Below are 25,141 nucleotides of genomic sequence, written 5' to 3'. Positions count from 1 at the left end.
GATGAGTGATCTTCCCGTCGCCAATGCCGGCGTTGCCAATACCGCCGTTGCCAATGGTGCCGCGGCCAACGCCGCTCCCAACAGCCTGACCGCGCTGCTGGTGCCGCTGGCCGACCGTAACCTGCTGCTGCCCAACGTGGCGGTGGCCGAGCTGATCACCTACCGTGCCCCGCACCCGGTGGACGGCCTGCCTTCCTGGTACCTCGGCCAGGTGGCCTGGCGCGACCTGCGCCTGCCGCTGCTGTCCTTCGAGGCGGCCTCCGACGGCCAGGCCGAAGTCAGCCCCGGCGCGCGGGTGATCGTGGTCAACGCCCTCGGCGGGCGGCCCAACGTGAAGTTCTTCGCCCTGCTGGTGCAGGGCATCCCGCGTTCGGTGAAGGTCGGCAGCGACCTCAAGCGCGCCGACGTGCCGCTGGCGCCGCTGGAGCTGGACGCGGTGGACCTGGGAGACGCCCAGGCGCGCATCCCCGACCTGGCCGCGCTGGAGCAGAAGCTGGCCGACTCCGGCCTGATCTGAGCCCGCCATGACCGCCGGTCTGCGCCTCGCCCAGCTCGGGGGGCAACCCGGCTTCGAGGTCGCCGGCGCCACCCTCGGCGGCCACCGTTTCGAACGCCACAGCCACGACGAATTCGTCATCAGCGCCAACCTGCACGGCGAGGAAAGCGTGTGGCTGGATGGCCGCACCTTCGACGCCGGCCCCGGCGCCATCACCGCCTACAACCCCGGGCAGATTCAGGGCGGCGGCGTCGACGAAGGCCAGCCCTGGCAATTCGTCAGCCTCTACGTTGCGCCAGACCAACTGGCCGCGATGCTGGGACTGCAACGCCTGGAGTTCGAACGCCCCACCGACCGCCTGCCCGTCCTGGCCGCTGCCATGGCCGATGCCGTGGAGCGCGCGCTGGGCGAAGACGCCTTCGTTCGCCTGCACGGAGAGGAACGCCTGACGCTGCTGCTGGCCGAGATCATCCGCGCCATGGGCGTGCGGTTGCCGCAGGAGGCTACCGGGAACGGTGGCCGGATTGCCGACCTGCAGGAGTGGCTGGCCGCCGATCTGGCGCGACAACCCAGCCTCGATGAAATGGCGACTTATCTCGGCCTGTCGCGCTTCCACCTGCTGCGCAGCTTCCAGAAGCAGGTCGGCCTGAGCCCGCGGCAGTGGGCCATGCAACTGCGCACCCGGCGCGCCCAGGCGTTGCTGCGCGCGGGGCTGCCGGCCACCGACGTGGCGCACACACTGGGCTTCGCCGACCAGAGCCACCTGAACCGGCACTTCCGCGCCGCCTATGGCGTCTCGCCGGGAAACTTCCAGCGCGCCCTGCGCTGAGCAATCCGGTTCAAGTGCGGCGGCCTTCGTCCAGGCAGAATCACACCATCGCCATCCTGTTCGAGAGCTGATCCATGACCCTGTTCTTCGCCGCCCTGCTGTTCGGCATCGTCTTCTGCCTGTCCCCCGGCGCGGTGCTCGCCGAAACCCTGCGCCGGGGCCTCAAGGGCGGCTTTCGCCCGGCGCTGCTGGTGCAGTTCGGCTCGCTGATCGGCGACGCGGTGTGGGCGCTGATCGGCCTCACCGGGCTGGCGCTGCTGCTGGGCCACGAGACCTTGCGCCTGCCCCTGACACTGGCCAGCGCGGCCTATCTGGCCTGGCTGGGTGTGCAGAGCCTGCTGGATGCTCGCCAGGTTGGCCTGGCGGAGGAGGGCGATAGCGGCGAGCACAACGCCGGGGCTTTCGCGTCTGGGGCCATGCTGTCGCTGTCGAACCCGAAGAACATCGTCTACTGGGGCGCGCTGGGCGGTGCCATGGCCGGACTGGTGAACGGCGTGCCGTCGCTGGCGGACTCGCTGGTGTTCTTCGCCGGCTTCATGACGGCTTCGGTGCTCTGCTGCTTCCTCTGCGCGGCACTGGTGGACTGGCTGCGGCGCAACGCCTCACCGCGCTGGCACCGGGTCAGCCATGCGTTGTGCGGGTTGGTACTGCTGGTGCTGGCGGGGTTGGCGTTGCGGGGAATCTGATTCGCTCGCGAACCCGCCTAACATCGGCGCCGTCGGTTTACCCTCCCCCAGCCCTCTCCCAGAGGGAGAGGGAGCCGAATGTGCCGGCTGATGGTTAGGTTTCATCTTGCTGAGGACAGTCCCCTCTCCCTCAGGGAGACGGGCTCTTCAAGCGCAGAGGCTCTAGAAATCACCCCAAAGCTGCTGCGCCACGCTCAGCGCAACCACCGGAGCAGTCTCGGTGCGCAGCACCCGCGGCCCCAATCGCGCGGCATGGAATCCGGCGCACTTGGCCTGTTCCACTTCCGCATCGCTCAAGCCGCCTTCCGGGCCGATCAGGAAGGCCAGGCTGGCCGGCTTGTCATGGCTGCTCAGTGGTTCGGCGACTGGGTGCAGCACCAGTTTGAGTTGCGCCTCGCAGCTCGCCAGCCATTCGGCAAGGGTGAGCGGCGCGTTGAGCACCGGCAGCACCGAGCGGCCGCATTGTTCGCAGGCGCTGATCGCTATCTGGCGCCAGTGGGCCATGCGCTTGTCGGCGCGTTCGTCCTTCAGGCGCACTTCGCAGCGTTCGCTGACGATCGGGGTGATTTCGCTGGCGCCCAGTTCGGTGGCCTTCTGGATCGCCCAGTCCATGCGCTCGCCGCGGGACAGGCCCTGGCCCAGGTGCACGCGCAGCGGCGGTTCGGCCTGGCCGGCGAAGACTTCGCGCAGTTCCACGCGGACGTTCTTCTTGCCGACCTCGATCAGTTCGCCCAGGTATTCCTGGCCGGAGCCGTCGAACAGCTGCACGGCGTCGCCGACCGTGTGCCGGAGCACGCGGCCGATGTAGTGGGCCTGGGCTTCGGGCAGTTCGTGCTGGCCGAGGGAGAGCGGGGCGTCAATGAAGAAGCGGGAAAGGCGCATGGCAATGTCGAACTGATGGGGGAAAGCGGCAAGCTTAAAGCTTTCGGCCTGCCGCTTGTAGCCGATCAGCCCGGATCGCGATGCTCGGGGAAGCGTTCGCTGACCGCCACGCTCACGCTGTCGCGGGTGGCAATATCGATGCCTTCGCTGGCGACCTCGGCAAGGAAGTCGATCTGCTCGGGGGTGATGATGTACGGCGGCAGGAAGTACACCACGCTGCCCAATGGGCGCAGCAGCGCGCCGCGCGCAAGACCATGCTGGAAGACCTTCAGGCCGCGGCGCTCCTGCCACGGGTAGGGCGTCTTGCTGGCCTTGTCCTGAACCATCTCTATGGCGAGGATCATGCCGGTCTGGCGGATTTCCGAGACGTGCGGGTGGTCGGCCAGGTGCGCGGTGGCGCTGGCCATTTTTGCGGCGAGGGCCTTGTTGGCCTCGATGACGTTGTCCTGTTCGAAGATGTCCAGGGTCGCCAAGGCGGCGGCGCAGGCCAGCGGGTTGCCGGTGTAGGTGTGCGAGTGGAGGAAGGCGCGCAGGGTGGCGTAGTCGTCGTAGAAGGCCTGGTAGACCGTGTCGGTGGTGAGCACTGCGCTCATCGCCAGGTAGCCGCCGGTCAGCGCCTTCGATAGCACCAGGAAGTCGGGGGTGATGTCGGCCTGTTCGCAGGCGAACATCGTCCCGGTGCGGCCGAAGCCGACGGCGATCTCGTCGTGGATCAGGTGTACGCCGTAGCGGTCGCAGGCCTCGTGCAGCAGCTTTAGGTAGACCGGGTGGTACATGCGCATGCCGCCGGCGCCCTGCACCAGCGGCTCGACGATCACCGCCGCGACTTCTGTATGGTGCTGCTCCAGCGCCTGCTCCATGGCGGCGAACATCGTCCGCGAGTGCTCTTCCCAGCTCACGCCTTCGGGGCGCAGGTAGCAGTCGGGGGTCGGCACCTTGATGGTGTCCATCAGCAGCGACTTGTAGGTCTCGGTGAACAGCGCGACGTCGCCCACCGACATCGCCGCCACGGTTTCGCCGTGGTAGCTGTTGGTCAGGGTGATGAAGCGCTTCTTTTCCGGCTGGCCGAGGTTGTGCCAGTAGTGGTAGCTCATCTTCAGCGCCACTTCGATGCCGGCCGAGCCGCTGTCGGCGTAGAAGACACGGGAGAAGCCGGCCGGCGCCAGGCGCAGCAGGCGCTCGGACAGCTCGATCACCGGTTGGTGGCTGAAGCCGGCGAGGATCACGTGCTCCAACTGGTCGACCTGGTCCTTGATGCGCTGGTTGATGCGCGGGTTGGCGTGGCCGAAGACGTTGACCCACCAGGAGCTGACCGCGTCCATATAGCGCTTGCCTTCGAAATCCTCCAGCCAGATGCCCTCGCCGCGGCGGATCGGGATTACCGGCAGGCGCTCGTGGTCTTTCATCTGGGTACAGGGGTGCCACAGCACCTCGAGATCGCGCTGCATCCACTCGGCGTTCAGGCCCATGGTCTGCTCCTTGAAATGATGGCTCGTCAGACGGTCGACTCGCCCGGATCGGGCAAGCCTATTCAATGCACCTGAGATGAACAAGGATGCGTCCCACGGCACATGTTGCGGGCAGCCGACCAACACGGCTATTCGGCTTTCCGGCGCTCACGTATGCTTCGCGCCTTTGCACCAATTCGGGGAAGTCTGGCGATGAAAATGGGATGGCTGCGCGCTGCCGCGTTGCTTGCTCTGGGGGTGTTCAGCGTAGTGGCGCTGGGCAAGGACAAACAACCGACCGCCATCGTGGTCGGCGGCGGTCTCGCCGGTCTTTCCGCAGCCTACGAGCTGCAGCAGGCGGGCTGGCAGGTCACCCTGCTCGAAGCCAAGCCGCAGGTGGGCGGCCGTTCGGGCCTGGCGACCAGCGAGTGGATCGGCAACAAGAAGGTCCAGCCGACCCTCAACGGCTACCTGGAAACCCTGAAGGTGAATTCGGTGCCGGCACCGGAGTTCGTCCGTACCCCGAGCTACCTGATCGACGGCGTCTACTACACCAGCGCCGATCTGAAGACCAAGATGCCGGCCGTCGCCGCGGACCTCGAGCGCTTCGAGAAGTCCCTGAACGAGCTGTCCGCCTCCATCGACGACCCGCTCAACCCGCTGGCGAACAAGACCCTGTTCGCCCTCGACCAGCTCACCGCCGCGCGCTGGCTGGACAAGCTGAACCTGTCGCCGACCGCGCGCCTGCTGGTCAACCAACGCATTCGTTCGCATTACGACGAACCGTCGCGCCTGTCGCTGCTCTACCTCGCCCAGCAGGGCCGTGTGTACCGCGGCGTCGACGACCGTGATCTGCGCGCGTCGCGTCTGCCCGGCGGCAGCCAGGTGCTGGCCCAGGCCTTCGTCAAGCAGATCAAGACCATCAAGACCAACGCCAAGGTCACCGCGATCAGCCAGGACAAGGACGGCGTGACCGTCAAGGTCGGCCCCACCGGCTATACCGCGGACTACCTGGTGCTGGCCGTGCCGCTGCGCGCCCTGGGCAACATCACCCTGACTCCGGGCCTGAACGAGAAGCAGCTGGCGGCCCTCAAGGGCACCAACTACGGCTGGCGCGACCAGATCCTGATGAAGTTCAAACGCCCGGTTTGGGACGACAAGTCGCGCCTGTCCGGCGAGATCTACAGCGACCAGGGCCTGGGCATGATCTGGGTCGAGCCTGCGACCAAGGGCGGCGCCAACGTGCTGATCAACCTGTCCGGCGACAACGCCCGCGTGATGCAGGCTTTCGGTGACCGCCAGCTCTCCGAGCAGGTGCTGATCCGCATGAACAAGTACTACCCGAAGATGCGCGGCGCCTACGACGGCTACGAAATGCGTCGCTACAGCACCGACGCCGGCACCGGCGGTTCCTACCTGGCCTTCGGCCCGGGCCAGATCAGCCGCTTCTGGCGTGTGTGGGAGACCCCGGTGTCCCGCGTGGCCTTCGCCGGCGAGCACACCGATGCGCTCTATCCGGGCACCATCGAAGGCGCCCTGCGCAGCGGCAAGCGTGCCGCCAGCCAGGTCCGCGACCTCTACGCCGGCAAGACGCCGGTGCTCGAAGGCGCGTCCCTGGTGGCCGACAACAAGCCGGCGGCCAGCGAAAAGCCGGCCGATGCCAAGGGCGAGAAGAAGGGCATCATGTCCTGGCTGCCGTTCTGATCGCACCCGTTCCATCCACAATGCCGGCGAAAGCCGGCATTGTCGTTTCTGGCTCTGGGACGGGTGTTTCAGCCCCTGACCTATCTTGTCAGTCGATGTTTCAAAGCAGATTTTTCTGCTTTTCTTCGATGGATTAACCGCTAGTCTTGAACTCCCGTTTTCAAGGAAGTCGATCGATGCAATGGCGTAATTCCCCTGCTCGCTACGGACTGGTCAGCCTGTTCCTGCATTGGGGCAGTGCGCTGGTGATCTTCGGCCTGTTCGGCCTGGGCCTGTGGATGCGTGAGCTGGATTACTACGACACGTGGTACCACCGCGCGCCGGAAATCCACAAAAGCATCGGCATCCTCCTGGCCATCGCGCTCATCGTGCGCGTTCTGTGGCGTTTCATCAGTCCGGCGCCGCCGACCCCGGCCAACCACGGCCAGATGACCCGCCTCGCCACCAAGCTCGGCCACCTGGCGCTTTACGCGCTGCTGTTCGCGGTGATCATCGCCGGATACCTGATCTCCACCGCAGAAGGCAAGCCCATCAGCGTATTCGGCTGGTTCAACGTGCCCGCCACCCTGAGCGGCATCACCGACCAGGCCGATATCGCCGGCGCCATCCACCTTTACCTGGCCTGGACCCTCGTGGTGCTGGCCGCGCTGCACGCCCTGGCGGCGTTCAAACACCATTTCTTCGACCGTGATGAGACCTTGGTCCGCATGCTCGGTCGTGCCGCGAAATAACACCTCACCTCAAAGGGAGATTGCTTCAATGCTGAAGAAGACGTTCGCCGCTCTGGCGCTGGGTACCGCCCTGTTCTCCGCTGGACAGGCCATGGCCGCCGACTACAAGATCGACAAGGAAGGCCAGCACGCCTTCATCGAGTTCCGCATCAAGCACCTGGGTTACAGCTGGCTGTACGGCCGCTTCGACGACTTCGACGGTGCCTTCACCTTCGACGAGAAGAACCCGTCCGCCGACAAGGTCAAGGTGACCATCAACACCAACAGCGTGAACTCCAACCACGCCGAGCGTGACAAGCACCTGCGCAGCCCGGACTTCCTGAACGTCTCGAAGAACCCGACCGCGACCTTCGAATCCACCGGCGTGAAGGCCGAGGGCAAGAATGCCGAGATCACCGGCAACCTGACCCTGAACGGCGTGACCAAGCCGGTCACCATCAAGGCTGAACTGATCGGCCAGGGCGATGACCCGTGGGGCGGCTACCGTGCCGGCTTCCTCGGCACCACCACCCTCAAGCTGAAGGACTTCAACATCCAGCGCGATCTCGGCCCGGCTTCCCAGGAAGTCGAGCTGACCCTGTCGGTAGAAGGGGTGCGTCAGTAAGACGCAGGATTGCGAAAACGCCGGCTAATGCCGGCGTTTTCGTTTGTGCTGTCAGTCGGTGTGGCCCTGCAGGCACTGCCGCAGGAGCTGGGTAAGGGTGCGTTGCTCCTCGTCGTCCAGCGGCGCGAACAGACTGTCATGGGTGCGTGCGAGGATGGCCTGGGTGCGCTCGTCGATGCGGCTCCCGGTTTCGGTAAGGAATAGCTGGAAGCTGCGCTGGTCGTCAGGGTTGCGTTCGCGCCGCACCAGGCCCAGTGTCTCCATCTCGCGGATCTTGCGGGTTACCAGCGCCTTGTCGCGGCACATCTTGCGACCGAGGCTCTGCAGGCTCTGGCCGGCATCGGCGCCGATCAGTTCGAGCAGGCGGATATCCGGCGGCGTGAGATCGATGCCCTCCGCGCACAGTTGGTCCTGGAGGCTCTCGCGCAAGTGTTCGAGGACCTTCATCAGGGTCTGCGGCAGGTCGGGATTCACGCTGTGGGTCATTGGCTCGGTCACGGTAAGTGTTGTGTAAATCAGGTTGATTGGCTCAACCATTTTTTCGTATTTTAGTTGATGTTATCAACTTTGTACGCCGCCGCGACTGCCTTGCGGGAAACCTACTGCGATATCAGCCTTTGGCTAAAACGTTTCAGTAGGTTTCCCTCAGGGCTTTCGGACGTTTACAAACACAGCTGAATGTAAGTATTTTTGCCAGCTTTTCCGGACCGGTAAGCCCACAGCCAAACCGGATGCTTTGCTCACGAGGACAACGATATGCAACGAAAGCCAGCCATGCGCGCCCTGGTCCCGGCCCTGCTCGTCGCCATGGCCACTCTTGCCGGCTGCGACAAAGCCCAGGCGCCGCAGGAGAAGCAGATCCCCGAGGTCGGTGTAGTGACCCTGCAGCCGCAGGAAGTCACCCTGAGCACCGAACTGCCGGGCCGTACTACCGCGTATCGCATTGCCGAGGTTCGCCCGCAGGTGAACGGCATCATCCTCAAGCGCCTGTTCAAGGAAGGCAGTGACGTCAAGGAAGGCCAGCAGCTGTACCAGATCGACCCGGCCACCTATCAGGCGACGCTGCAGAGCGCCCAGGCCAACCTGGTATCCACCCAGCAGCAGGCCGAGCGCTACAAGGAACTGGTCAAGGACGAGGCAGTGAGCAAGCAGCAGTACGCCGACGCCCAGGCTGCCTACCTGCAGGCCAAGGCCACTGTAGACAGCGCGCAGATCAACGTGCGCTACACCAAGGTCTACTCGCCGATCTCCGGCCGCATCGGCCGCTCCAACGTGACCGAAGGCGCCCTGGTGCAGAACGGCCAGAGCACCGCACTGGCCACCGTGCAGCAACTGGACCCGATCTACGTCGACGTCACCCAGTCCTCCACGTCGCTGATCCGCCTGCGCCGCGAGCTGGCCGCCGGACAGCTGGAGAAGGCCGGCGACAACGCCGCCAAGGTCAAGCTGTACCTGGAAGACGGCTCCGAATACCCCGTCGAGGGCAGGCTGGAGTTCTCCGAGGTCTCGGTTGACCAGGGCACCGGCTCGGTGACCGTGCGCGCCATCTTCCCCAACCCGAACAAGGAGCTGCTGCCGGGCATGTTCGTCCATGCGCAGCTGGAAGAGGGCATCAAGAAGCAGGCCATCCTGGCGCCGCAACAGGGCGTGACCCGTGACTTCCGTGGCATGGCGACCGCACTGGTGCTCAATGCCGAGGACAAGGTCGAGCTGCGCACCATCAAGGCTGACCGCACCGTCGGTGCCTACTGGCTGGTCAGCGATGGCCTGAAAGCCGGCGACCGCCTGATCACCGAAGGCCTGCAGTATGTCCAGCCGGGCGCCCAGGCCAAGGCCGTACCCGCGAAGAACGTGGCGCCCACCGCGGGTGCCGCCGACAAGCCCGCCGCCGCTCAACCGGCCAAGCAGGGTTAATCAAGGGGATTCGTAATGTCGAAGTTTTTCATTGACCGGCCCATCTTCGCCTGGGTGATCGCCCTGGTGATCATGCTGGCGGGCGGTCTGTCGATCCTCAAGTTGCCGGTGAACCAGTACCCGGCCATTGCGCCGCCGGCCATCGCCATTCAGGTGAGCTACCCGGGCGCCTCCGCCGAGACGGTGCAGGACACCGTGGTGCAGGTGATCGAGCAGCAGATGAACGGTCTCGACCATCTGCGCTACATCTCCTCGGAATCCAACTCCGACGGCAGCATGACCATCACCGTGACCTTCGACCAGGGCACCAGCCCTGACATCGCTCAGGTCCAGGTGCAGAACAAGCTGCAGCTGGCCACACCGCTCCTGCCGCAGGAAGTCCAGCAGCAGGGCATCCGCGTGACCAAGGCGGTGAAGAACTTCCTGATGGTGGTGGGCGTCGTCTCCGAAGACGGCAGCATGACCAAGGAAGACCTGTCGAACTACATCGTCTCCAACATCCAGGACCCGCTGTCGCGGACTGCTGGTGTGGGCGACTTCCAGGTGTTCGGTTCGCAGTACGCCATGCGCATCTGGCTCGACCCGGCGAAGCTCAACAGCTTCCAGATGACGCCGGGCGACGTGAAGACGGCGATCCAGGCGCAGAACGTGCAGATCTCCTCCGGCCAGCTGGGCGGCCTGCCGGCGGTGAAGGGGCAGCAGCTCAACGCCACCATCATTGGCAAGACCCGCCTGCAGAGCGCCGAGCAGTTCAAGGACATCCTGCTCAGGGTCAACGCCGACGGCTCCCAGGTTCGCCTGAAGGACGTCGCCGACGTCGCCCTGGGTGGCCAGGACTACAGCATCAACGCCCAGTTCAACGGCAAGCCGGCCTCGGGTATTGCGATCAAGCTGGCCACCGGCGCCAACGCGCTGGACACCGCCAAGTCGATCCGCGCGACCCTGAGTACCCTGGAGCCGTTCTTCCCGCAGGGCATGAAGATCGTCTACCCGTACGACACCACCCCGGTGGTCTCCGCCTCCATCCATGAGGTGGTGAAGACCCTGGGCGAAGCGATCCTGCTGGTGTTCCTGGTGATGTACCTGTTCCTGCAGAACTTCCGCGCCACGCTGATCCCGACGATTGCCGTGCCGGTGGTGCTGTTGGGCACCTTTGGCGTACTCGCCGCCTTCGGCTTCTCGATCAACACCCTGACGATGTTCGGCATGGTGCTGGCGATCGGCCTGTTGGTGGACGACGCCATCGTGGTGGTGGAAAACGTCGAGCGGGTGATGGCCGAGGAAGGCCTGTCACCCAGGGAAGCCGCGCGCAAATCCATGGGCCAGATCCAGGGCGCGCTGGTGGGTATCGCCCTGGTGCTCTCGGCGGTATTCCTGCCGATGGCCTTCTTCGGCGGCTCCACCGGGGTGATCTACCGCCAGTTCTCCATCACCATCGTCTCGGCCATGGCCCTGTCGGTGCTGGTGGCCCTGGTGCTGACCCCGGCGCTCTGCGCCACCATGCTCAAACCCATCGAGAAGGGCGACCACGGCGAACACAAGCGCGGCTTCTTCGGTTGGTTCAACCGTGCGTTCCTCTCCACCACCCACGGCTACGAGCGCGGTGTCACCTCGATCCTCAAGCACCGCGTGCCGTACCTGCTGATGTACGTGCTGATCCTCGGCGGCATGATCTACCTGTTCACCCGCATCCCGACCGCGTTCCTCCCCGACGAGGACCAGGGCGTGCTGTTCGCCCAGGTGCAGACCCCGGCTGGTTCGTCCGCCGAGCGCACCCAGGTGGTGGTGGACTCCATGCGTGAGTATCTGCTGGACAAGGAAAGCAGCTCGGTGGCCTCGGTGTTCACCGTGACCGGCTTCAACTTCGCCGGCCGCGGCCAGAGCTCGGGCATGGCGTTCATCATGCTCAAGCCCTGGGAAGAGCGTCCTGGTGCGGAGAACAGCGTGTTCGCGCTGGCCCAGCGTGCGCAGATGCACTTCTTCAGCTTCAAGGACGCGATGGTGTTCGCCTTCGCCCCGCCGGCGGTACTCGAACTGGGTAACGCCGTGGGCTTTGACATCTTCCTCCAGGACCAGGCCGGCGTCGGCCACGAAGTGCTGATGCAGGCGCGCAACCAGTTCCTCGGCCTGGCCGCGCAGAACCCGGTATTGCAGCGCGTGCGTCCCAACGGCCTGAACGACGAACCGCAGTACAAGCTGCTGATCGACGACGAGAAGGCCAGTGCGCTGGGTATCTCGCTGGCGGACATCAACAGCACCCTCTCCATCGCCTGGGGCTCGAACTACGTCAACGACTTCATCGACCGCGGTCGGGTGAAGAAGGTCTACCTGCAAGGCCGGCCGAATGCGCGGATGAGCCCGGAAGACCTGGACAAGTGGTACGTGCGCAACAGCGCCGGCGAGATGGTGCCGTTCAGTGCCTTCGCTACCGGCGAGTGGAGCTATGGCTCGCCGAAGCTGGCGCGCTACAACGGCGTGCCGGCCATGGAAGTCCTCGGTGAACCGGCCCCGGGCCGCTCCACCGGTGAGGCCATGGCGGCGGTCGAGGACATCGTCAAGCAACTGCCCAAGGGCGTCGGCTATGCCTGGACCGGTCTGTCCTACGAGGAGCGCCTGTCCGGTTCGCAGGCCCCCGCCCTCTATGCCCTGTCGCTGATCGTGGTGTTCCTCTGCCTGGCGGCGCTGTACGAGAGCTGGTCGATCCCGTTCTCGGTGATGCTGGTGGTGCCGCTTGGCGTCATCGGTGCGCTGCTGGCGACCTCCATGCGCGGCCTGTCCAACGACGTGTTCTTCCAGGTGGGGCTGTTGACGACCATCGGCTTGTCGGCGAAGAACGCGATTCTGATCGTCGAATTCGCCAAGGAACTGCACGAGCAGGGCAAGGGCATCGTCGAGGCGGCCATCGAGGCGTGCCGGATGCGTCTGCGCCCGATCATCATGACCTCCCTGGCCTTCGTCCTGGGCGTGCTGCCGCTGGCGATTTCCACCGGCGCAGGCTCGGGCAGCCAGCACGCGATCGGTACCGGCGTGATCGGCGGCATGGTCACCGCGACCGTCCTCGCGATCTTCTGGGTGCCGTTGTTCTATGTGGTGGTCAGTACCCTGTTCAAGGACCCGGCGTCCAAGGAGCAGGAATCCACCGAGAAGGGGCATTGATATGAGAAAGTCCTTACTGTCCCTCGCGATAGCAGCCGGCGTGTTGTCCGGCTGCTCGCTGATCCCCGACTACGAGCGCCCCGAGGCGCCCGTGGCCGCGGCCTATCCGCAGGGCGAAGCCTACGATGCGGGGCAGCCGGCCACGGCCGGTGCCGACATCGGCTGGCGCGAGTTCTTCAAGGACCCGCAACTGCAGCGACTGGTCGAAGTGTCGCTGGAAAACAACCGCGACCTGCGCGTCGCCGCGCTGAACATCGAAGCTTACCGGGCGCAGTACCGCATCCAGCGGGCCGACCTGTTCCCGGCGGTGGACGCCAGCATCACCGGCTCCCGCCAGCGCCTGCCGGCCGACCTGTCGACCACTGGTAGCTCGATGATCAGCAGCCAGTACGGCGCGACCCTGGGCGTTACCTCCTGGGAGCTCGACCTGTTCGGCCGCCTGCGTGCCCTGCGTGACCAGGCGCTGGAAACCTACTTCGCCAGCGAAGAGGCCCGTCGCAGCACCCAGACCAGCCTGGTGGCCAACGTCGCCAACGCCTACCTGACGCTGCGCGCCGACCAGGCCCAACTGGAGCTGACCCGCAACACCCTGGCTACATACCAGAAGAGCTACGACCTGACCAAACGCAGCTACGAAGTCGGTGTCGCCTCTGCCCTGGACCTGCGCCAGTCGCAGACCTCGGTGGAAAGCGCGCGGGCTACCCTGGCGCAGTACACCCGTCTCGTCGCGCAGGACCAGAACGCGCTGGTCCTGCTGCTGGGCTCCGGCCTGCCGGGCGATCTGCCCCAGGGCCGCCAGCTGTCCGACGAGCTGCTGGCCACGGTGCCGGCGGGCCTGCCTTCCGATCTGCTGCAGCGCCGCCCGGACATCCTCCAGGCGGAGCACCAGCTCAAGGCGGCCAACGCCAACATTGGCGCGGCGCGGGCGGCGTTCTTCCCGAACATCAGCCTGACCGCCAACGCCGGCAGCCTCAGCCCGGACCTGTCCGGTCTGTTCGACGGCGGCTCCGGCAGCTGGCTGTTCAAGCCTTCGATCACCTTGCCGATCTTCAACGCCGGCAGCCTGCAGGCGAGCCTGGACCTGGCCAAGGTGCAGAAGGACATCAACGTGGCGCAGTATGAGAAAGCCATCCAGACGGCCTTCTCCGAGGTTGCCGACGGCCTCGCCGCACGCGGTACCTTCAATGAGCAGCTGCAGGCGCAGCGCTCGCTGGTGGACGCCACCAGCGAGTACTACCGCCTGGCCGACAAGCGCTACCGCACCGGTGTGGATAACTACCTCACCGTGCTCGATGCGCAGCGCTCGCTGTTCAGTGCCCAGCAGCAGCTGATCACTGACCGCCTCAACCAGCTGACCAGCGAGGTCAACCTGTACAAGGCCCTCGGCGGCGGCTGGCAGGCGACGGCGGCGCAAGCCAAGCCGATCTCCAGCGAGGCGCCCAAGGGCTGACCCTCTTCGGTTGGAAACAACAACGCCGCCCCTCGGGGCGGCGTTTTCGTTGGTGCGCCGTGTTGGCGGCGCATAACGCCTTAGGCGTTATGCGCCCTACGGGTTGCCTCGGTGTTCGCGAACCTGCGAACTACAGCATCGCGCCGCGCCCGGCCGGCTGGATCTGGTTGTCGGCCAGCCAGTCCAGCGCGCATTCGCGCAGGCGTTCTCCCTGGTAGACGTACCATGCCTGTAGCAGCTCGGGGTAACCCATCAGCACATGGCGGAAAGCCTTGAACGGCTTGCGCCCCTCGATGGCATTGGCCAGGGCGGAATAGGCGTGGGGTTCGGACACTTCGCGCAGGAAGTCGCGCATCAGGTCCAGCGACTGGCCGCTGCTCAGCGGGTCGATGGGCAGTAGGCGTTCCGGCTCGCGGTGCAGCAACTCGGCCAGTTCCGGGTCCGGGTCTTCTTCGGGGATCAGCAGCACCTGGCCGCTGAACAGATCGAGGTAGTGATCGATACCCTGGGTATCAAGCGCGAAGGCCAGTTCGTCGAGGTCGATGGTCAGCGGGCGCATGGTCACTCTCCCTATATGGCGAGTGACCGATCCTACGCCATGCGCATGACAGCTGTCCTGCCAATGTCGGCCGGCGCGGGCGCACCGACCGACTGGCGCCTCACAGGCGGAACCGGCCCACCTGCAATTGCAGCTCGTTGCCGAGGCGCGCGAGCTCGGTGCTGGAGCTGGCGGTCTGCTCGCTGGCGGCGGCGGACTGGTCGGCAATCTCGCGCACCTGCACCACGCTGCGGTTGATCTCCTCGGCGACGCTGCTCTGCTCTTCGGCGGCCGAGGCAATCTGCAGGTTCATACCCTGGATGTCGGCCACGGTGCGGGCGATCACACCCAGCGCCTCGCCGGCACGGCGGGTCAGTTCGACCGAGTTGCCGGTCAGGCGGCGGCTGTCGTCCATGCGCGTCACCGCTTCCTGGGCGCCACGCTGCAGTCCGGCGATCAGGCCCTCGATCTCGGCGGTGGAAGATTGCGTGCGCTGGGCCAGGCCGCGCACCTCATCGGCGACCACGGCGAAACCGCGCCCGGCCTCGCCGGCGCGGGCGGCCTCGATGGCGGCGTTGAGCGCCAGCAGGTTGGTCTGTTCGGCCACCGATTTGATCACGTCGAGCACGCTGCCAATCTTCTCGCTTTCCTTGCGCAGCAGCTCCATGGCCTCGGCAGAGCGATCCACCTCGGTGGCCAGGCGGCCGATCTGGTTCACCGCGTCCTGCACCACCTGGTCGCCCTCGCGGGCCTGCTGGTCCGCCTGCTGGGCGGCGGCGGAAGCCTGCTCGGCGTTGCGCGCGACTTCCTGCACGGTGGCGGCCATTTCATGGATGGCGCTGGCGACCTGCTCGGTCTCCACGCGCTGGCTGTTTACGCCGTCACGGGTCTGCTCGGTGACGGCGGAGAGTTCGTCGGCCGCGGTGGCCAGCTGCCTGACGCTGCCGCCGATGTGGCCGAGCAGCTGCGCCAGGCTTTCGCGCATGCGCAGCATCACCCGCTGCAACTGGCCCAGCTCGTCGCTGCGCTGCAGGTTGAGGTCGCGTGACAGACCCTGGGAGAGGTCGCCCTGGGCAATGCGCTCGGCCAGTTCCAGGGCCTCGTGCAGAGGGCGGACGATCTGGCGGTTGATCGCCCAGCCGGAGAGCAAGCCAAAGGCCAGGGCAAGCACGGCGATGAGGATTTGCCGGGTCTTGGCCGCGGCCGTCTCGGCATCGTTGCGCGCCAGGGTGTCATCGTAGAGGTGGCTGGCGGCAGCGAGCAGCGCTTCGCTGGCGCCGCTCAGAGCCTTGCGTGCCTGCTGGGTGGCGTTCACCCCTTCGCGGAAATGCTCGATGCCGCTGCGGTAGTTCTGCAGGTCCTTGAGCGCAGTGCCCAGGCCGTCGGCGGCGATGGCCGGCAACTGGCTCTGCAGGCTCGTGCCGGTGTCGCGCAGCTTGTCGAAGGCGGTAAACGCGGCCTGCTCGGCGCTGGCCGATTGTTCGAAGACGTAGCCGCGCACCTGGTAGCGCACCACGAGTAGTTGCTGGTGCAGCTGGCCAACGGCCTGCGCGCCATGCAGCAACTGGGCGTCGCCGGGTTGTTCGGCGAGCAGCTCGAAGAGTTGCTTGTCCAGAGCTTCGAAAGCCTGCAGGGCGCTCTGCGCGCTTCCCACCAGGGTGCCGCGGGCCTGCGTGCGCTGATCGACGGCGCGGGTCAGGGCGGTGAAGGCTTCGCGGTACTGGCTGACGGCCTGGCGTGCAGCCTCCAGCTGTTTGGCGTCGATGTCGCTGCCTTTCAGGCGCTGTTCGATCAGCTCCAGCATCTTCGTGCTGTGCTGCTCCACGCGTTCGGCCTGGCTGTGGTCGCCGCCCAGTTCGAACTGCAGGCGGGCGAGGTTGGCCTGCTGGCTGAGGTCGTTGAGTTCGGTGATGGTCGCCATCTGCCCGCCGCGCTCGGCCTGGTTGTCCAGGCTGTGCAGGCCGCTGAGCAGAACCAGCAGGGTGAGGAAGAGGAGGATGCCGAAGCCCACTACCAGCTTCAGGCTGACGTTCAGGCGTCCCAGCTGTACCACTAGCCAATCGTACATGTCGAAAACTCCAGGCAGGCGTCGCCACGGGATCGACGGCCCGTGGCTGGCAAGAACGAGTGTGCAGAGGCGAGGCGGAATTGTCGGGACGCATCTTCGTGCGTCAGAGGCTATCGGCGGCGAAATAGGAAACTGAAGCGGGAATTAGTAGCGATGTTTCCAGTGTGCGGGCTCTTGTAGGAGCGAGCTTGCTCGCGAGCCGGCCCCGCAGCGGAGTAGGTTCGCGAGCAAGCTCGCTCCTACGAAAAGCCGCTGGGCGGTGTCCGGGAGTGTCGGTGAATAAAAAAGGCCCGCAGTGCGCGGGCCTTTTTCGTGGTGGGGCCGGATCAGACGCGGAAGCGGCTCACCAGTACCTGCAGCTCGTTGCCCAGGCGTGCCAGCTCGACGCTGGAGGCGGCGGTTTCCTCGCTGGCGGCGGCGGTCTGCTCGGAGATATCGCGCACGTTCATCACGCTGCGGTTGATCTCCTCGGCTACCGCGCTCTGCTGTTCGGAAGCGGCGGCGATCTGCTGGTTCATCGACTGGATGGTCGACACGGTGCGGGTGATGGCGCCCAGGCGCTCGCCGGCGCGGCGGGTCAGGTCGACGGTGCTGACGGTCAGGTCGCGGCTGGTTTCCATCATCTGCACGGCCTGTTGGGTACCGCTCTGCAGGCCGGCGATCAGCTCCTCGATCTCTTCAGTGGAGGATTGGGTGCGCTGCGCCAGGCCGCGCACCTCATCAGCCACCACAGCGAAACCACGGCCCGCGTCGCCCGCGCGGGCGGCTTCGATGGCGGCGTTGAGCGCCAGCAGGTTGGTCTGCTCGGCGACCGCCTTGATCACATCCAGCACGCTGCCGATCTTCTCGCTTTCGCGCTTGAGCTTGAGCACCGATTCGTTGGTACGGCCAACTTCACCGGCCAGGCGATCCATCTGGGTCACCGCTTCGGTCACTGCGCCTTCGCCGTCGCGGGCCTGGCGGTCGGCGGTGGAGGCGGCCTCGGAAGCCTCCTCGGCGTTGCGCGCGACTTCCTGCACGGTGGCGGCCATCTCGTTCATGGCGGTAGCGACCTGGTCGGTCTCGACCTTTTGATTGTTCACCCCGGCGCTGGTCTGCTCGGTCACCGCGGACAGCTCCTCGGCGGCGCTGGCGATCTGGGTCACGCTGTCATGGATGCGGCCGATCAGCTCGCGCAGAGACAGGTTCATGCGCTGCATGCTCTTCTGCAGTTGGCCCAGTTCGTCGCGACGGTTGGTGGGGATGTCGCGGCTGAGGTCGCCGTCGGCGATGCGCTCGGCATGGCTCAGCACGTCGCGCAGCGGATTGACGATCTGCCCGGTGATGATCCAGGCAGCAATGCTGCCCAGCACCAGGGCAATTGCCGCGGCCAGCCCCAGCAGCGTTTTGGCCTGGGCAACGCCGGCGTCGCGCTTGGCGGTCTGGGTGGTGGTCAGCTCGGCGCTGAGCTTCTCGATCTGCTGGCCGGCGTCACGCATGCGGTCGCGGGCGGCCTGACTGTCGTTGACCTCGTTGCGGTAGTTGGTCAGCGCGTTGCGGTAGCTCTCCAGCGCGTCGAGGGTGGCACGGAACTCGCCGTTCAGCTCGGCCGGCGAAGTGCTCATATCGCTCTTCACGCCGTCGATCAGTTTCTGCAGGCCGGCGAAGGCGGGCTGCTCGAGGTTCTGCGCATCGGTGCTGGTGTAGGCCATGACCTGCAGGCGCGCCTGCATGACACTGCGACCGAGGCCGGCGAGGTCCTGCAGGTGTTGCAGGCCTTCCGCGCTGGCACTGTTGACCAGCTTCTGCTCGGCCTTCTGCATGCCTTCGCTGACCGCGCCGGCAGCCTGGATCAGCACCTGCTTGGCGGCGTCGCGCTCTTCATAGGACTTCAGCAGTTGGGTATACAGCTTGCGGTACTCCACGCTCAGCTCGTGTTGCTGGTCGATGACACGACGATCCTCGGCCTCGGTGAACCGCTCGTTCAATGAACGATGGCGTGCATCGAGCTGGTCCAGCGTATCGACCACTGCCTTGGCATCCTCCGGTGCGCGGGTGGACTGGAATTTCAGGCGGGCGATGCGCAGGTCCTTGGCGATCGCGATCAGCTCGGAGATCTCGCCGAGCTTGTCGCCCCGTTCGATCACGTTGCCCAGGTTGATCCAGCCGGTCAGGGCGATCAGCAGGGTGAGCAGCAGCACCAGGCCGAAGCCCGAGGCGAGTTTGAGTTTGACAGTCAGGTTGTTGAACCAGCGAAACATGAAGGCGGCGCTCCAGCGATGAACAGGGCCGGTACGCATGGCTGAGCAGGAAATGCGCAGAGTGGGGACGACCGGTACCGCTGATATCGGCTTCGCTGCGGGGAACTGAAGGGTTTTGCGGTAATTTTCTGACTGGTGGTTCACGCTGGAGGCCGCGTGGTTACTGGCCTCTAGCCATTTCCCGTTAGTACAGGCGTGCCAAAAGCGCGGTCACGGCGGTCTCGACGCGCAGGATGCGTTCGCCCAGTTGCACGGGGTTCAGACCGGCTTCGCGCAACTTGTCGACTTCGTAGGGAATCCAGCCACCTTCCGGGCCGATGGCCAGGGTTACCGGCTCGCTCAGCGCCCTTGGGCATTCGGGCCAGGGGCCAGGGTGGCCGATCAGACCGAGGCTGCCGGCGGCCAGCGCGGGCAGGCGGTCTTCGACGAAGGGCTTGAAGCGCTTCTCGATGATCACTTCGGGCAGCACGGTGTCGCGGGCCTGTTCCAGACCCAGGACTAGTTGCTCGCGCACGGCCTCGGGGTCGAGGAAGGGGGTCTGCCAGAAGCTCTTTTCCACCCGGTAGCTGTTGAGCAGCACCAGGCGCGGCACGCCCATGGCGGCAACGGTCTGCAGCACGCGGCGGAGCATCTTCGGGCGGGGCAGGGCAAGCAGCAGGGTGAGCGGCAGCTTGGCCGGCGGGGCCTGGTCGAAACTGACCTGCAACTCGGCCTCGTTGGCTTCCAGGCGCAGCAGGCGGCCTTCGCCCATCAGACCGCCGAGGCGGCCGACGCGCATCCGGTCGCCGTTTTCGGCGCGGTGGACTTCCTGCATATGGGTCAGACGGCGGTCGCGCAGGATCACGCGGTCCGCCGCCACGAAGTCGGCGTCGTCGAGCAGCAGCAGGTTCACGAGCGGGTGGCCGGAGGCTGGTCGCCCTTGGACTCTTCTTCCTCTTCCGGGCCGCGCTTGCGGATCAGGTGGCTGAACAGCACGCCGGCCTCGAACAGCAACCACATCGGCACGGCCAGCAGGGTCTGCGACAGCGGGTCCGGCGGGGTGAGGATCATGCCGACGACGAAGCAGCCGATGATCACGTAGGGGCGGATCTTCTTCAAGTAGGCCACGTTGACCACCCCGATCCACACCAGCAGCACGGTGGCCACGGGAATCTCGAAGGCCACGCCGAAGGCGAACAGCAGGGTGAGGAAGTCCAGGTAGCTGTTGATGTCGGTCATCGGCGTCACGCCTTCCGGGGCGGAGCCGAGGAAGAAGTGGAACATCAACGGGAACACCAGGAAGTAGGCGAAGGCCATGCCGGCGTAGAACAGCACGATGCTGGAGGCCAGCAGCGGCAGGGCAACGCGCTTCTCATGCTTGTACAGGCCCGGTGCGATGAAACCCCAGACCTGGGCGAGGATCACCGGCATGGCGAACAGCACGGCGACGATCATGGTCAGCTTCAGCGGCGCGAGGAAGGCCGACGCCGGGTCGATGGCGATCATGGTCGCGCCTTCGGGCAGGAAGCGGCGCAGCGGCTCCGAGGCCAACGCGTAGATCTTCTGCGAGAAGTACAGCAAGCCGATGAAGATCACGAAGATCGCGACTACGCAGCGCAGAAGGCGCGTGCGCAGCTCGGTCAGGTGCGAGACCAGGGGCATTTCCTGGTCGTGTTCGGGCTGGTCGGGTTTTTCGGCGCTCATGGGGTACGCGGCGTCTCGGACGAAGCGGGCGGCTGGCTCGCGCCAGTCGGTTCAGTCGGTTGGCTCGGGCGGCCGGCTTCCGGTGCCTGCGGTGCGGCGGCCTCCGCGGGGGCAGGCGCGAGGCCCGCGCCCGGCAGGCTGTTCAGGCGGCTGTTGGGCGCGATGCTCGGCGCCGCAGGCGGCTCGACAGGCGCGTTCTGGCCGTCGGGCTGGGCCGGCTGCTGCGGGTTGAAGGTTTCCCGCGCCTGGTCCTGAAGGTCGGTCAGCGGCGCCATCAGCTTCTTGGCTTCCTGTTCCATCTGCAGGATGTGCTCGTTGTGCAGCTGGCGGCGGATTTCATCCGCGCCCAGCTCGCGCTCCACTTCCGTCTTGATGGCGTTGAAGCTGCGCTTGAGTCGGCCGATCCACAAGCCGGCCGTGCGTGCGGCACCCGGCAGCCGGTCGGGGCCGAGCACCAGCAGGGCGACGAGGCCCACCAGCAGCAGTTCGCTGAAGCTGATACCGAACATGAATCAGTCCTTGCGCGCCGGCTCTTCGACCTTCTGCGCCTGGGCATCGATGGTGTGCGGCTGATTCAGCGGCGGGGTACCAGCGGCAGCGTTCGGGTCCTTCTTCTCGTCTTCCTCGGTGTTCATCGCCTTCTTGAAGCCCTTGATGGCTTCGCCGACGTCCGAACCGAGGTTCTTCAGGCGCTTGGTGCCGAAGACCAGGACCACGACGATCAGGATGACGACCCAGTGTTTCCAGTCAAAGATGCCCATCTTGTTTTCCTCGCAAAGTTGTCGGGTTCAGGCAGACGGTTGGCGCGCGGCTTTCTCGTCGTGCCCGGAAAGGCCGAAGCGGCGATCCAGCTCGTCCAGTACCGCCTGAGGGTGCTGGCCGAGGGCGGAGAGCATCACCAGGGAGTGGAACCAGAGGTCGGCCGTTTCGTAGATCAGGTCCGTGCAGTCACCGCTGGTGGCGGCGTCCTTGGCGGCGAGAATGGTTTCCACCGACTCTTCGCCAACCTTCTCCAGGATCTTGTTCAGGCCCTTGTGATACAGGCTGGCCACGTAGGAGCTGTCCGGTGCGGCATTCTTGCGCGCTTCGAGGACTTCCGCTAGACGGGCGAGGGTATCAGTGCTCATGGGGTTTTCCTGTACCTACGTGGGAGTAGATGGCATCCGGGTCCTTCAGGACCGGGTCGACGGTCTGCCAGGCGCCGTTTTCGAACACCCGGTAGAAGCAGCTCTCGCGGCCGGTGTGGCAGGCGATGCCACCCAATTGTTCGACCATCAGGATCACCACGTCGGCGTCGCAGTCCAGGCGCAGTTCGTGCAGCTTCTGCACGTGGCCGGAGTCCTCGCCCTTGCGCCAGAGCTTGCCGCGTGAGCGCGACCAGTAGATGGCGCGATTCTCGGCGGCGGTGAGGGTGAGGGCTTCGCGGTTCATCCAGGCCATCATCAGCACGCGGCCGGTTCGATGGTCCTGGGCGATCGCCGGCACCAGTCCATCGGCATTCCAGTTGATTTCGTCCAGCCAGTCTTTCATCTCGGGTTCCGTACAGCGGGCATGTGGGATGCCCGGAGCCACTTCGTATAGCGGTCAAGTGTGCCAGCCACCGCGGCGACTGGCTATCGGCGCAGAATCAGATATAGACCGCCGGCCAGCATCGCCCAGGCCGGCCAGGCCGCGAGGCTGTGGGTGGCCAGGCCGGTCTCGGCGGCGCCGGCGACCAGTACCGCGCCTATCAGCCGCGCCGGCCAGGCGGCGGTGCCAGCGCCCTGCGTCTCGATGACCAGGCGCTTGTTCGGATCGGGGTCATGGGACAGCCGCTCCAGTGTTTCGCGGGTCATCTGAGCCAGATGCGGCAACTGTTCGATGTGCTGCTGGGCATTGCGCAGCAGGGTGCCGGGGCTCATGCGCTCGCGCATCCAGCGCTCCAGATAGGGCTGCGCGGTGGTCCACAGGTCCAGCTCCGGGTAGAGCTGGCGGCCGAGGCCCTCGATGTTCAGCAGGGTCTTCTGCAGCAGCACCAGTTGCGGCTGCACTTCCATGTTGAAGCGCCGCGCAGTCTGGAACAGGCGCAGCAGCACCTGGCCGAAGGAAATGTCCTTGAGCGGCTTCTCGAAGATCGGCTCGCACACGGTACGGATCGCCGCTTCGAAATCATTGACCTTGGTTTCCGCCGGCACCCAGCCCGAGTCGATGTGCAATTGGGCGACCTTGCGGTAGTCGCGCTTGAAGAAGGCGATCAGGTTGCGCGCCAGGTAGTCCTGGTCCTCGTCGGTGAGGCTGCCGACGATGCCGCAGTCCACCGCGATGTACTGCGGGCTCCAAGGTGTGCGGGTGCTGACGAAGATGTTGCCGGGGTGCATGTCGGCGTGGAAGAAGCTGTCGCGGAACACCTGGGTGAAGAAGATCTCCACGCCGCGTTCGGCCAACGCCTTGAAGTCGGTGCGCTGGTCGCGCAGGGTTTCCAGGTCGGTCACCGGGATGCCGTAGATGCGCTCCATCACCAGTACCTTGGGGCGGCACCAGTCCCAGTAGACCTGGGGTACGTAGAGCAGCGGCGAGCCTTCGAAGTTGCGGCGCAGCTGCGAGGAGTTGGCCGCTTCACGCAGCAGGTCCAGCTCGTCGTAGATGGTCTTCTCGTAGTCGCTGACCACCTCGGCCGGGTGCAGGCGGCGGGCGTCGGCGGAGATGCGCTCGGCGGTGCGGGCGAGGATGTGCAGCCAGGCGATGTCGGAACGGATCACCGGCTCCAGGTTCGGGCGGATGACCTTAACCACCACTTCTTCGCCGCTCTTCAGCTGCGCGGTATGGACCTGCGCCACCGAAGCGGAAGCCAGCGGTTCACGCTCGAAGCGGGAGAACACCTGTTCGATCTTCGCGCCCAGCTGCTGCTCGATGAGCGCCACGGCCTGTTCCGGCGGGAAGGGCGGCACCTTGTCCTGCAGGAAGGCCAGCTCCAGGGCGATGTCGTCGGGGAGCAGGTCGCGGCGGGTGGAGAGTATCTGGCCGAACTTGATGAAGATCGGCCCGAGGTCCTCCAGCGCCAGGCGGATGCGCGCGCCACGGCTGAGGTCCAGCGGCTTGCGCGGCAGCCAGCGCCAGGGCAGCAGCCCGCCGAGCAGGCGCAGCCACCAGGGCAGGAAGGGCAGTTCGAGGACCATGTCGTCCAGTCGGTAGCGGATGGCTACGCGCTGGATGCGCAGCAGGCGGCGGATGGCGAGCAGCTTCATGCGTCAGGCTTGATCTTCTGGGTCAGGCGGTTGATCCGCGCGTCGAGGCGGTCGAGGGACATCTTCAACTGGTCCAGCTCGGCGAAGCGCGCTTCGGCTTCGTGCTGGCCGACCAGGCTGCGGCTTTCCTCGGCGAGGTAGTCGGCGAGGCTCAGGCGCAGGCTTTCCAGGCTGTCGCCGGCCCAGGCCATGCCGCCGCGCAGACGCGCGCCGAGCAGGTGCGCGGGCACCGGGCCGAGCCAGCGGGAAACTTCGTATTCCCAGTCCAGCTCCAGGCTCTGGAGAATGTCGGCCAGCTCCAGCAGCATCGCGCTGTCGCCGCCCATGGTCACTTCCGGGCTGTGCAGGACGCGGGTCTTGTCCTTGGCCAGGGCCAGTTGCAGCAGGCTGCCGGCGGGCGCGACCAGGGTGCAGTCGGCTGGCGCCTCATGGTGCGCGGCCAGGTGCAGGCCGTCGGCGTCGGGCAGGATGAACAGCCGCAGCGCGGGCGCCTGGCAGTCCACTTCCAGCACCTTGCCGGCGAGCCGGCCGAGACGCCGCAGGGCCACGCCGTCGAGCCGCAGCACGCGGTTGACGGTGGCTTCGGCGCTGGCCAGGGCGGCCTGCAGGAGCAGGCTCATCAGGGCTTGATGCCGCGGTGCAGGGCGACCACGCCGCCGGTCATGTTGTGGTAGGTAACGCGGTCGAAGCCGGCCTCCACCATCATCGACTTCAGCGTTTCCTGGTCGGGGTGCATGCGGATCGATTCGGCGAGGTAGCGGTAGCTCTCGGAATCGTTGGTCACCAGCTTGCCCATCAGCGGCAGCAGTGTGAAGGAGTAGGCGTCGTAGGCCTTGGACAGCAGGCTGCTGGTGGGCTTGGAGAATTCCAGCACGAGCAGGCGGCCGCCGGGCTTGAGCACCCGCAACATGGAGCGGATGGCTGCGTCCTTGTGGGTGACGTTGCGCAGGCCGAAGGCGATGGTGACCGCGTCGAAATAGTTGTCGGGGAACGGCAGCTTCTCGGCGTCGGCCTGGACGAAGTTGACGTTGCCGGCCACGCCGCTGTCGAGCAGCTTGTCGCGACCGACCTTGAGCATCGAGGCGTTGATATCGGCCAGCACCACTTCGCCGGTCGGGCCGACCAGGCGGGAGAACTGGCGGGTCAGGTCACCGGTGCCGCCGGCGATGTCCAGCACCCGATTGCCGGCGCGCACGCCGGACAGCTCGATGGTGAAGCGCTTCCACAGACGGTGGATGCCGCCGGACATCAGGTCGTTCATCAGGTCGTACTTGGCGGCGACCGAGTGGAATACTTCGGCGACCTTCTCGGCCTTCTCGCTCTCACGCACGGTCTTGTAGCCGAAGTGCGTGGTGGGATCGGCGCCGTCCTGGCCGGCTTGGGGCTTGCGCGGTTCGCTCATGGCGTTTGTACCCTGGAAGTCAGTGGCGGGCATTCTAACAGGAAGCACGGAAAACGCCGCCCCGGTCACCCGGGCAGCGGGGTGCG

At 65.9% G+C, this 25,141-nt stretch carries 24 protein-coding genes and 2 pseudogenes; 9 read left to right on the top strand and 17 right to left on the bottom strand.

The genetic code is table 11. From position 1 onward, the window contains the following. The first annotated feature begins 1 nt into the window (after position 1). The 3 genes from ACIPK7_RS14290 (at position 2) to ACIPK7_RS14280 (ending at position 2,011) form a co-directional block, all read left to right on the top strand. Positions 2–517 (top strand): chemotaxis protein CheW, encoded by a 516-nt coding sequence (locus ACIPK7_RS14290; RefSeq protein WP_225614838.1) that lies wholly within the window; start codon positions 2–4, stop codon positions 515–517. A gap of 7 nt (positions 518–524) precedes the next feature. Beyond that, a complete protein-coding gene (locus tag ACIPK7_RS14285; protein ID WP_192432192.1) occupies positions 525–1,325 on the top strand; it encodes an AraC family transcriptional regulator in 801 nt (266 codons plus the stop codon). A gap of 74 nt (positions 1,326–1,399) precedes the next feature. Continuing rightward, positions 1,400–2,011: a LysE family transporter gene (locus ACIPK7_RS14280; protein ID WP_401088419.1), complete on the top strand. Its 612-nt coding sequence runs from the start codon at positions 1,400–1,402 to the stop codon at positions 2,009–2,011. Positions 2,012–2,173: 162 nt separating this feature from the next. On the opposite strand, the gene ACIPK7_RS14275 is transcribed toward ACIPK7_RS14280, so the two are convergent. Together ACIPK7_RS14275 and ACIPK7_RS14270 are read right to left on the bottom strand one after the other, a co-directional pair. After that, the gene (locus ACIPK7_RS14275; RefSeq protein WP_401088417.1) at positions 2,174–2,893 is read right to left on the bottom strand and encodes a 16S rRNA (uracil(1498)-N(3))-methyltransferase; all 720 of its coding nucleotides are present in this window, start codon (positions 2,891–2,893) and stop codon (positions 2,174–2,176) included. Positions 2,894–2,958: 65 nt separating this feature from the next. Continuing rightward, positions 2,959–4,362, bottom strand: coding sequence for an adenosylmethionine--8-amino-7-oxononanoate transaminase (locus ACIPK7_RS14270; RefSeq protein WP_192432186.1), 1,404 nt, complete (start codon positions 4,360–4,362; stop codon positions 2,959–2,961). 192 nt (positions 4,363–4,554) lie between these two features. On the opposite strand from ACIPK7_RS14270, the gene ACIPK7_RS14265 reads away from it, so the two are divergent. The 3 genes from ACIPK7_RS14265 (at position 4,555) to ACIPK7_RS14255 (ending at position 7,380) form a co-directional block, all read left to right on the top strand. Then, positions 4,555–6,045 carry a flavin monoamine oxidase family protein gene (locus ACIPK7_RS14265; protein WP_401088415.1) on the top strand — a complete coding sequence of 497 codons (1,491 nt, stop codon included), beginning with the start codon at positions 4,555–4,557 and terminating at the stop codon, positions 6,043–6,045. A gap of 176 nt (positions 6,046–6,221) precedes the next feature. Then, positions 6,222–6,776: a cytochrome b gene (locus tag ACIPK7_RS14260; protein ID WP_401088413.1), complete on the top strand. Its 555-nt coding sequence runs from the start codon at positions 6,222–6,224 to the stop codon at positions 6,774–6,776. A 28-nt stretch (positions 6,777–6,804) separates the two neighbouring features. Next, complete coding sequence (locus ACIPK7_RS14255; protein WP_401088411.1) at positions 6,805–7,380, top strand: YceI family protein; 576 nt, start codon at positions 6,805–6,807, stop codon at positions 7,378–7,380. 51 nt (positions 7,381–7,431) lie between these two features. Here the strand turns inward: ACIPK7_RS14255 and ACIPK7_RS14250 are convergent, their stop codons facing one another. Continuing rightward, positions 7,432–7,866: a MarR family winged helix-turn-helix transcriptional regulator gene (locus ACIPK7_RS14250; RefSeq protein WP_401088409.1), complete on the bottom strand. Its 435-nt coding sequence runs from the start codon at positions 7,864–7,866 to the stop codon at positions 7,432–7,434. A gap of 270 nt (positions 7,867–8,136) precedes the next feature. Between ACIPK7_RS14250 and mexA the strand changes: the two genes are divergently transcribed. Genes mexA through ACIPK7_RS14235 form a run of 3 tightly spaced genes read left to right on the top strand, consistent with a single transcriptional unit; the run spans position 8,137 to position 13,900 of the window. Further along, positions 8,137–9,294: a multidrug efflux RND transporter periplasmic adaptor subunit MexA gene (gene mexA, locus ACIPK7_RS14245; protein WP_401088408.1), complete on the top strand. Its 1,158-nt coding sequence runs from the start codon at positions 8,137–8,139 to the stop codon at positions 9,292–9,294. A 15-nt stretch (positions 9,295–9,309) separates the two neighbouring features. Then, positions 9,310–12,450, top strand: a complete 3,141-nt coding sequence (locus ACIPK7_RS14240; RefSeq protein ID WP_192432177.1) for an efflux RND transporter permease subunit — start codon at positions 9,310–9,312, stop codon at positions 12,448–12,450. Between the two features lies 1 nt (position 12,451). Next, positions 12,452–13,900 (top strand): AdeC/AdeK/OprM family multidrug efflux complex outer membrane factor, encoded by a 1,449-nt coding sequence (locus tag ACIPK7_RS14235; protein WP_192432175.1) that lies wholly within the window; start codon positions 12,452–12,454, stop codon positions 13,898–13,900. A gap of 130 nt (positions 13,901–14,030) precedes the next feature. On the opposite strand, the gene ACIPK7_RS14230 is transcribed toward ACIPK7_RS14235, so the two are convergent. The 14 genes and pseudogenes from ACIPK7_RS14230 to ubiE form a co-directional block, all read right to left on the bottom strand. Beyond that, positions 14,031–14,459: a UPF0158 family protein gene (locus tag ACIPK7_RS14230; protein WP_401088405.1), complete on the bottom strand. Its 429-nt coding sequence runs from the start codon at positions 14,457–14,459 to the stop codon at positions 14,031–14,033. A gap of 100 nt (positions 14,460–14,559) precedes the next feature. Continuing rightward, positions 14,560–15,423, bottom strand: coding sequence for a methyl-accepting chemotaxis protein (locus ACIPK7_RS14225; RefSeq protein WP_401088587.1), 864 nt, complete (start codon positions 15,421–15,423; stop codon positions 14,560–14,562). Beyond that, positions 15,418–16,506: pseudogene (locus ACIPK7_RS14220) on the bottom strand (methyl-accepting chemotaxis protein); the annotation flags it as partial. The gene ACIPK7_RS14225 and the pseudogene ACIPK7_RS14220, both read right to left, overlap by 6 nt. A gap of 326 nt (positions 16,507–16,832) precedes the next feature. Further along, entirely contained in the window at positions 16,833–17,537 is a 705-nt protein-coding gene (locus ACIPK7_RS14215; RefSeq protein WP_401088585.1) for a methyl-accepting chemotaxis protein, read from the bottom strand. Between the two features lie 216 nt (positions 17,538–17,753). Beyond that, a pseudogene (locus ACIPK7_RS14210) lies at positions 17,754–18,746 on the bottom strand (methyl-accepting chemotaxis protein); the annotation flags it as partial. A 184-nt stretch (positions 18,747–18,930) separates the two neighbouring features. Next, on the bottom strand, positions 18,931–19,638 hold the full coding sequence (locus ACIPK7_RS14205; RefSeq protein WP_401088403.1) for a 16S rRNA (uracil(1498)-N(3))-methyltransferase: 708 nt from the start codon (positions 19,636–19,638) through the stop codon (positions 18,931–18,933). After that, on the bottom strand, positions 19,635–20,429 hold the full coding sequence (tatC, locus tag ACIPK7_RS14200) for a twin-arginine translocase subunit TatC (RefSeq protein WP_045212907.1): 795 nt from the start codon (positions 20,427–20,429) through the stop codon (positions 19,635–19,637). The genes ACIPK7_RS14205 and tatC overlap by 4 nt, the downstream gene beginning before the upstream one ends. Continuing rightward, positions 20,426–20,938, bottom strand: coding sequence for a Sec-independent protein translocase protein TatB (tatB, locus tag ACIPK7_RS14195; RefSeq protein ID WP_401088401.1), 513 nt, complete (start codon positions 20,936–20,938; stop codon positions 20,426–20,428). Before tatB ends, tatC begins: the two co-directional genes overlap by 4 nt. 3 nt (positions 20,939–20,941) lie before the next feature. Continuing rightward, the gene (locus ACIPK7_RS14190) at positions 20,942–21,190 is read right to left on the bottom strand and encodes a twin-arginine translocase TatA/TatE family subunit (protein WP_401088399.1); all 249 of its coding nucleotides are present in this window, start codon (positions 21,188–21,190) and stop codon (positions 20,942–20,944) included. A gap of 27 nt (positions 21,191–21,217) precedes the next feature. After that, positions 21,218–21,556 (bottom strand): phosphoribosyl-ATP diphosphatase, encoded by a 339-nt coding sequence (locus ACIPK7_RS14185; RefSeq protein WP_401088397.1) that lies wholly within the window; start codon positions 21,554–21,556, stop codon positions 21,218–21,220. After that, positions 21,546–21,959 (bottom strand): phosphoribosyl-AMP cyclohydrolase, encoded by a 414-nt coding sequence (gene hisI, locus ACIPK7_RS14180; RefSeq protein ID WP_138213084.1) that lies wholly within the window; start codon positions 21,957–21,959, stop codon positions 21,546–21,548. Before hisI ends, ACIPK7_RS14185 begins: the two co-directional genes overlap by 11 nt. Positions 21,960–22,042: 83 nt before the next feature. Further along, positions 22,043–23,653 (bottom strand): ubiquinone biosynthesis regulatory protein kinase UbiB, encoded by a 1,611-nt coding sequence (gene ubiB, locus ACIPK7_RS14175; RefSeq protein WP_401088395.1) that lies wholly within the window; start codon positions 23,651–23,653, stop codon positions 22,043–22,045. Further along, on the bottom strand, positions 23,650–24,276 hold the full coding sequence (locus tag ACIPK7_RS14170; RefSeq protein WP_192436053.1) for an SCP2 domain-containing protein: 627 nt from the start codon (positions 24,274–24,276) through the stop codon (positions 23,650–23,652). The genes ubiB and ACIPK7_RS14170 overlap by 4 nt, the downstream gene beginning before the upstream one ends. After that, positions 24,273–25,055 (bottom strand): bifunctional demethylmenaquinone methyltransferase/2-methoxy-6-polyprenyl-1,4-benzoquinol methylase UbiE, encoded by a 783-nt coding sequence (gene ubiE / locus ACIPK7_RS14165; protein ID WP_192436043.1) that lies wholly within the window; start codon positions 25,053–25,055, stop codon positions 24,273–24,275. The genes ACIPK7_RS14170 and ubiE overlap by 4 nt, the downstream gene beginning before the upstream one ends. Positions 25,056–25,141 lie beyond the last annotated feature (86 nt).

The organism is Pseudomonas sp. NPDC086581, from assembly GCF_044746165.1.
Classification (GTDB): domain Bacteria; phylum Pseudomonadota; class Gammaproteobacteria; order Pseudomonadales; family Pseudomonadaceae; genus Pseudomonas.
Note: the sequence above shows the minus strand (reverse complement) of the source record. Positions and strands in the feature narration are given on the sequence as shown.

What these genes read in the sequence shown, in the direction of transcription:
- ACIPK7_RS14290 (WP_225614838.1), top strand. Translation starts at nt 2, where the DNA reads ATGAGTGATCTTCCCGTCGCCAATGCCGGCGTTGCCAATACCGCCGTT.
- ACIPK7_RS14285 (WP_192432192.1), top strand. Translation starts at nt 525, where the DNA reads ATGACCGCCGGTCTGCGCCTCGCCCAGCTCGGGGGGCAACCCGGCTTC.
- ACIPK7_RS14280 (WP_401088419.1), top strand. Translation starts at nt 1,400, where the DNA reads ATGACCCTGTTCTTCGCCGCCCTGCTGTTCGGCATCGTCTTCTGCCTG.
- ACIPK7_RS14275 (WP_401088417.1), bottom strand. Translation starts at nt 2,893, where the DNA reads ATGCGCCTTTCCCGCTTCTTCATTGACGCCCCGCTCTCCCTCGGCCAG.
- ACIPK7_RS14270 (WP_192432186.1), bottom strand. Translation starts at nt 4,362, where the DNA reads ATGGGCCTGAACGCCGAGTGGATGCAGCGCGATCTCGAGGTGCTGTGG.
- ACIPK7_RS14265 (WP_401088415.1), top strand. Translation starts at nt 4,555, where the DNA reads ATGAAAATGGGATGGCTGCGCGCTGCCGCGTTGCTTGCTCTGGGGGTG.
- ACIPK7_RS14260 (WP_401088413.1), top strand. Translation starts at nt 6,222, where the DNA reads ATGCAATGGCGTAATTCCCCTGCTCGCTACGGACTGGTCAGCCTGTTC.
- ACIPK7_RS14255 (WP_401088411.1), top strand. Translation starts at nt 6,805, where the DNA reads ATGCTGAAGAAGACGTTCGCCGCTCTGGCGCTGGGTACCGCCCTGTTC.
- ACIPK7_RS14250 (WP_401088409.1), bottom strand. Translation starts at nt 7,866, where the DNA reads ATGACCCACAGCGTGAATCCCGACCTGCCGCAGACCCTGATGAAGGTC.
- mexA (WP_401088408.1), top strand. Translation starts at nt 8,137, where the DNA reads ATGCAACGAAAGCCAGCCATGCGCGCCCTGGTCCCGGCCCTGCTCGTC.
- ACIPK7_RS14240 (WP_192432177.1), top strand. Translation starts at nt 9,310, where the DNA reads ATGTCGAAGTTTTTCATTGACCGGCCCATCTTCGCCTGGGTGATCGCC.
- ACIPK7_RS14235 (WP_192432175.1), top strand. Translation starts at nt 12,452, where the DNA reads ATGAGAAAGTCCTTACTGTCCCTCGCGATAGCAGCCGGCGTGTTGTCC.
- ACIPK7_RS14230 (WP_401088405.1), bottom strand. Translation starts at nt 14,459, where the DNA reads ATGCGCCCGCTGACCATCGACCTCGACGAACTGGCCTTCGCGCTTGAT.
- ACIPK7_RS14225 (WP_401088587.1), bottom strand. Translation starts at nt 15,423, where the DNA reads ATGCGCGAAAGCCTGGCGCAGCTGCTCGGCCACATCGGCGGCAGCGTC.
- ACIPK7_RS14215 (WP_401088585.1), bottom strand. Translation starts at nt 17,537, where the DNA reads ATGGCCGCCACCGTGCAGGAAGTCGCGCGCAACGCCGAGGAGGCTTCC.
- tatC (WP_045212907.1), bottom strand. Translation starts at nt 20,429, where the DNA reads ATGAGCGCCGAAAAACCCGACCAGCCCGAACACGACCAGGAAATGCCC.
- tatB (WP_401088401.1), bottom strand. Translation starts at nt 20,938, where the DNA reads ATGTTCGGTATCAGCTTCAGCGAACTGCTGCTGGTGGGCCTCGTCGCC.
- ACIPK7_RS14190 (WP_401088399.1), bottom strand. Translation starts at nt 21,190, where the DNA reads ATGGGCATCTTTGACTGGAAACACTGGGTCGTCATCCTGATCGTCGTG.
- ACIPK7_RS14185 (WP_401088397.1), bottom strand. Translation starts at nt 21,556, where the DNA reads ATGAGCACTGATACCCTCGCCCGTCTAGCGGAAGTCCTCGAAGCGCGC.
- hisI (WP_138213084.1), bottom strand. Translation starts at nt 21,959, where the DNA reads ATGAAAGACTGGCTGGACGAAATCAACTGGAATGCCGATGGACTGGTG.
- ubiB (WP_401088395.1), bottom strand. Translation starts at nt 23,653, where the DNA reads ATGAAGCTGCTCGCCATCCGCCGCCTGCTGCGCATCCAGCGCGTAGCC.
- ubiE (WP_192436043.1), bottom strand. Translation starts at nt 25,055, where the DNA reads ATGAGCGAACCGCGCAAGCCCCAAGCCGGCCAGGACGGCGCCGATCCC.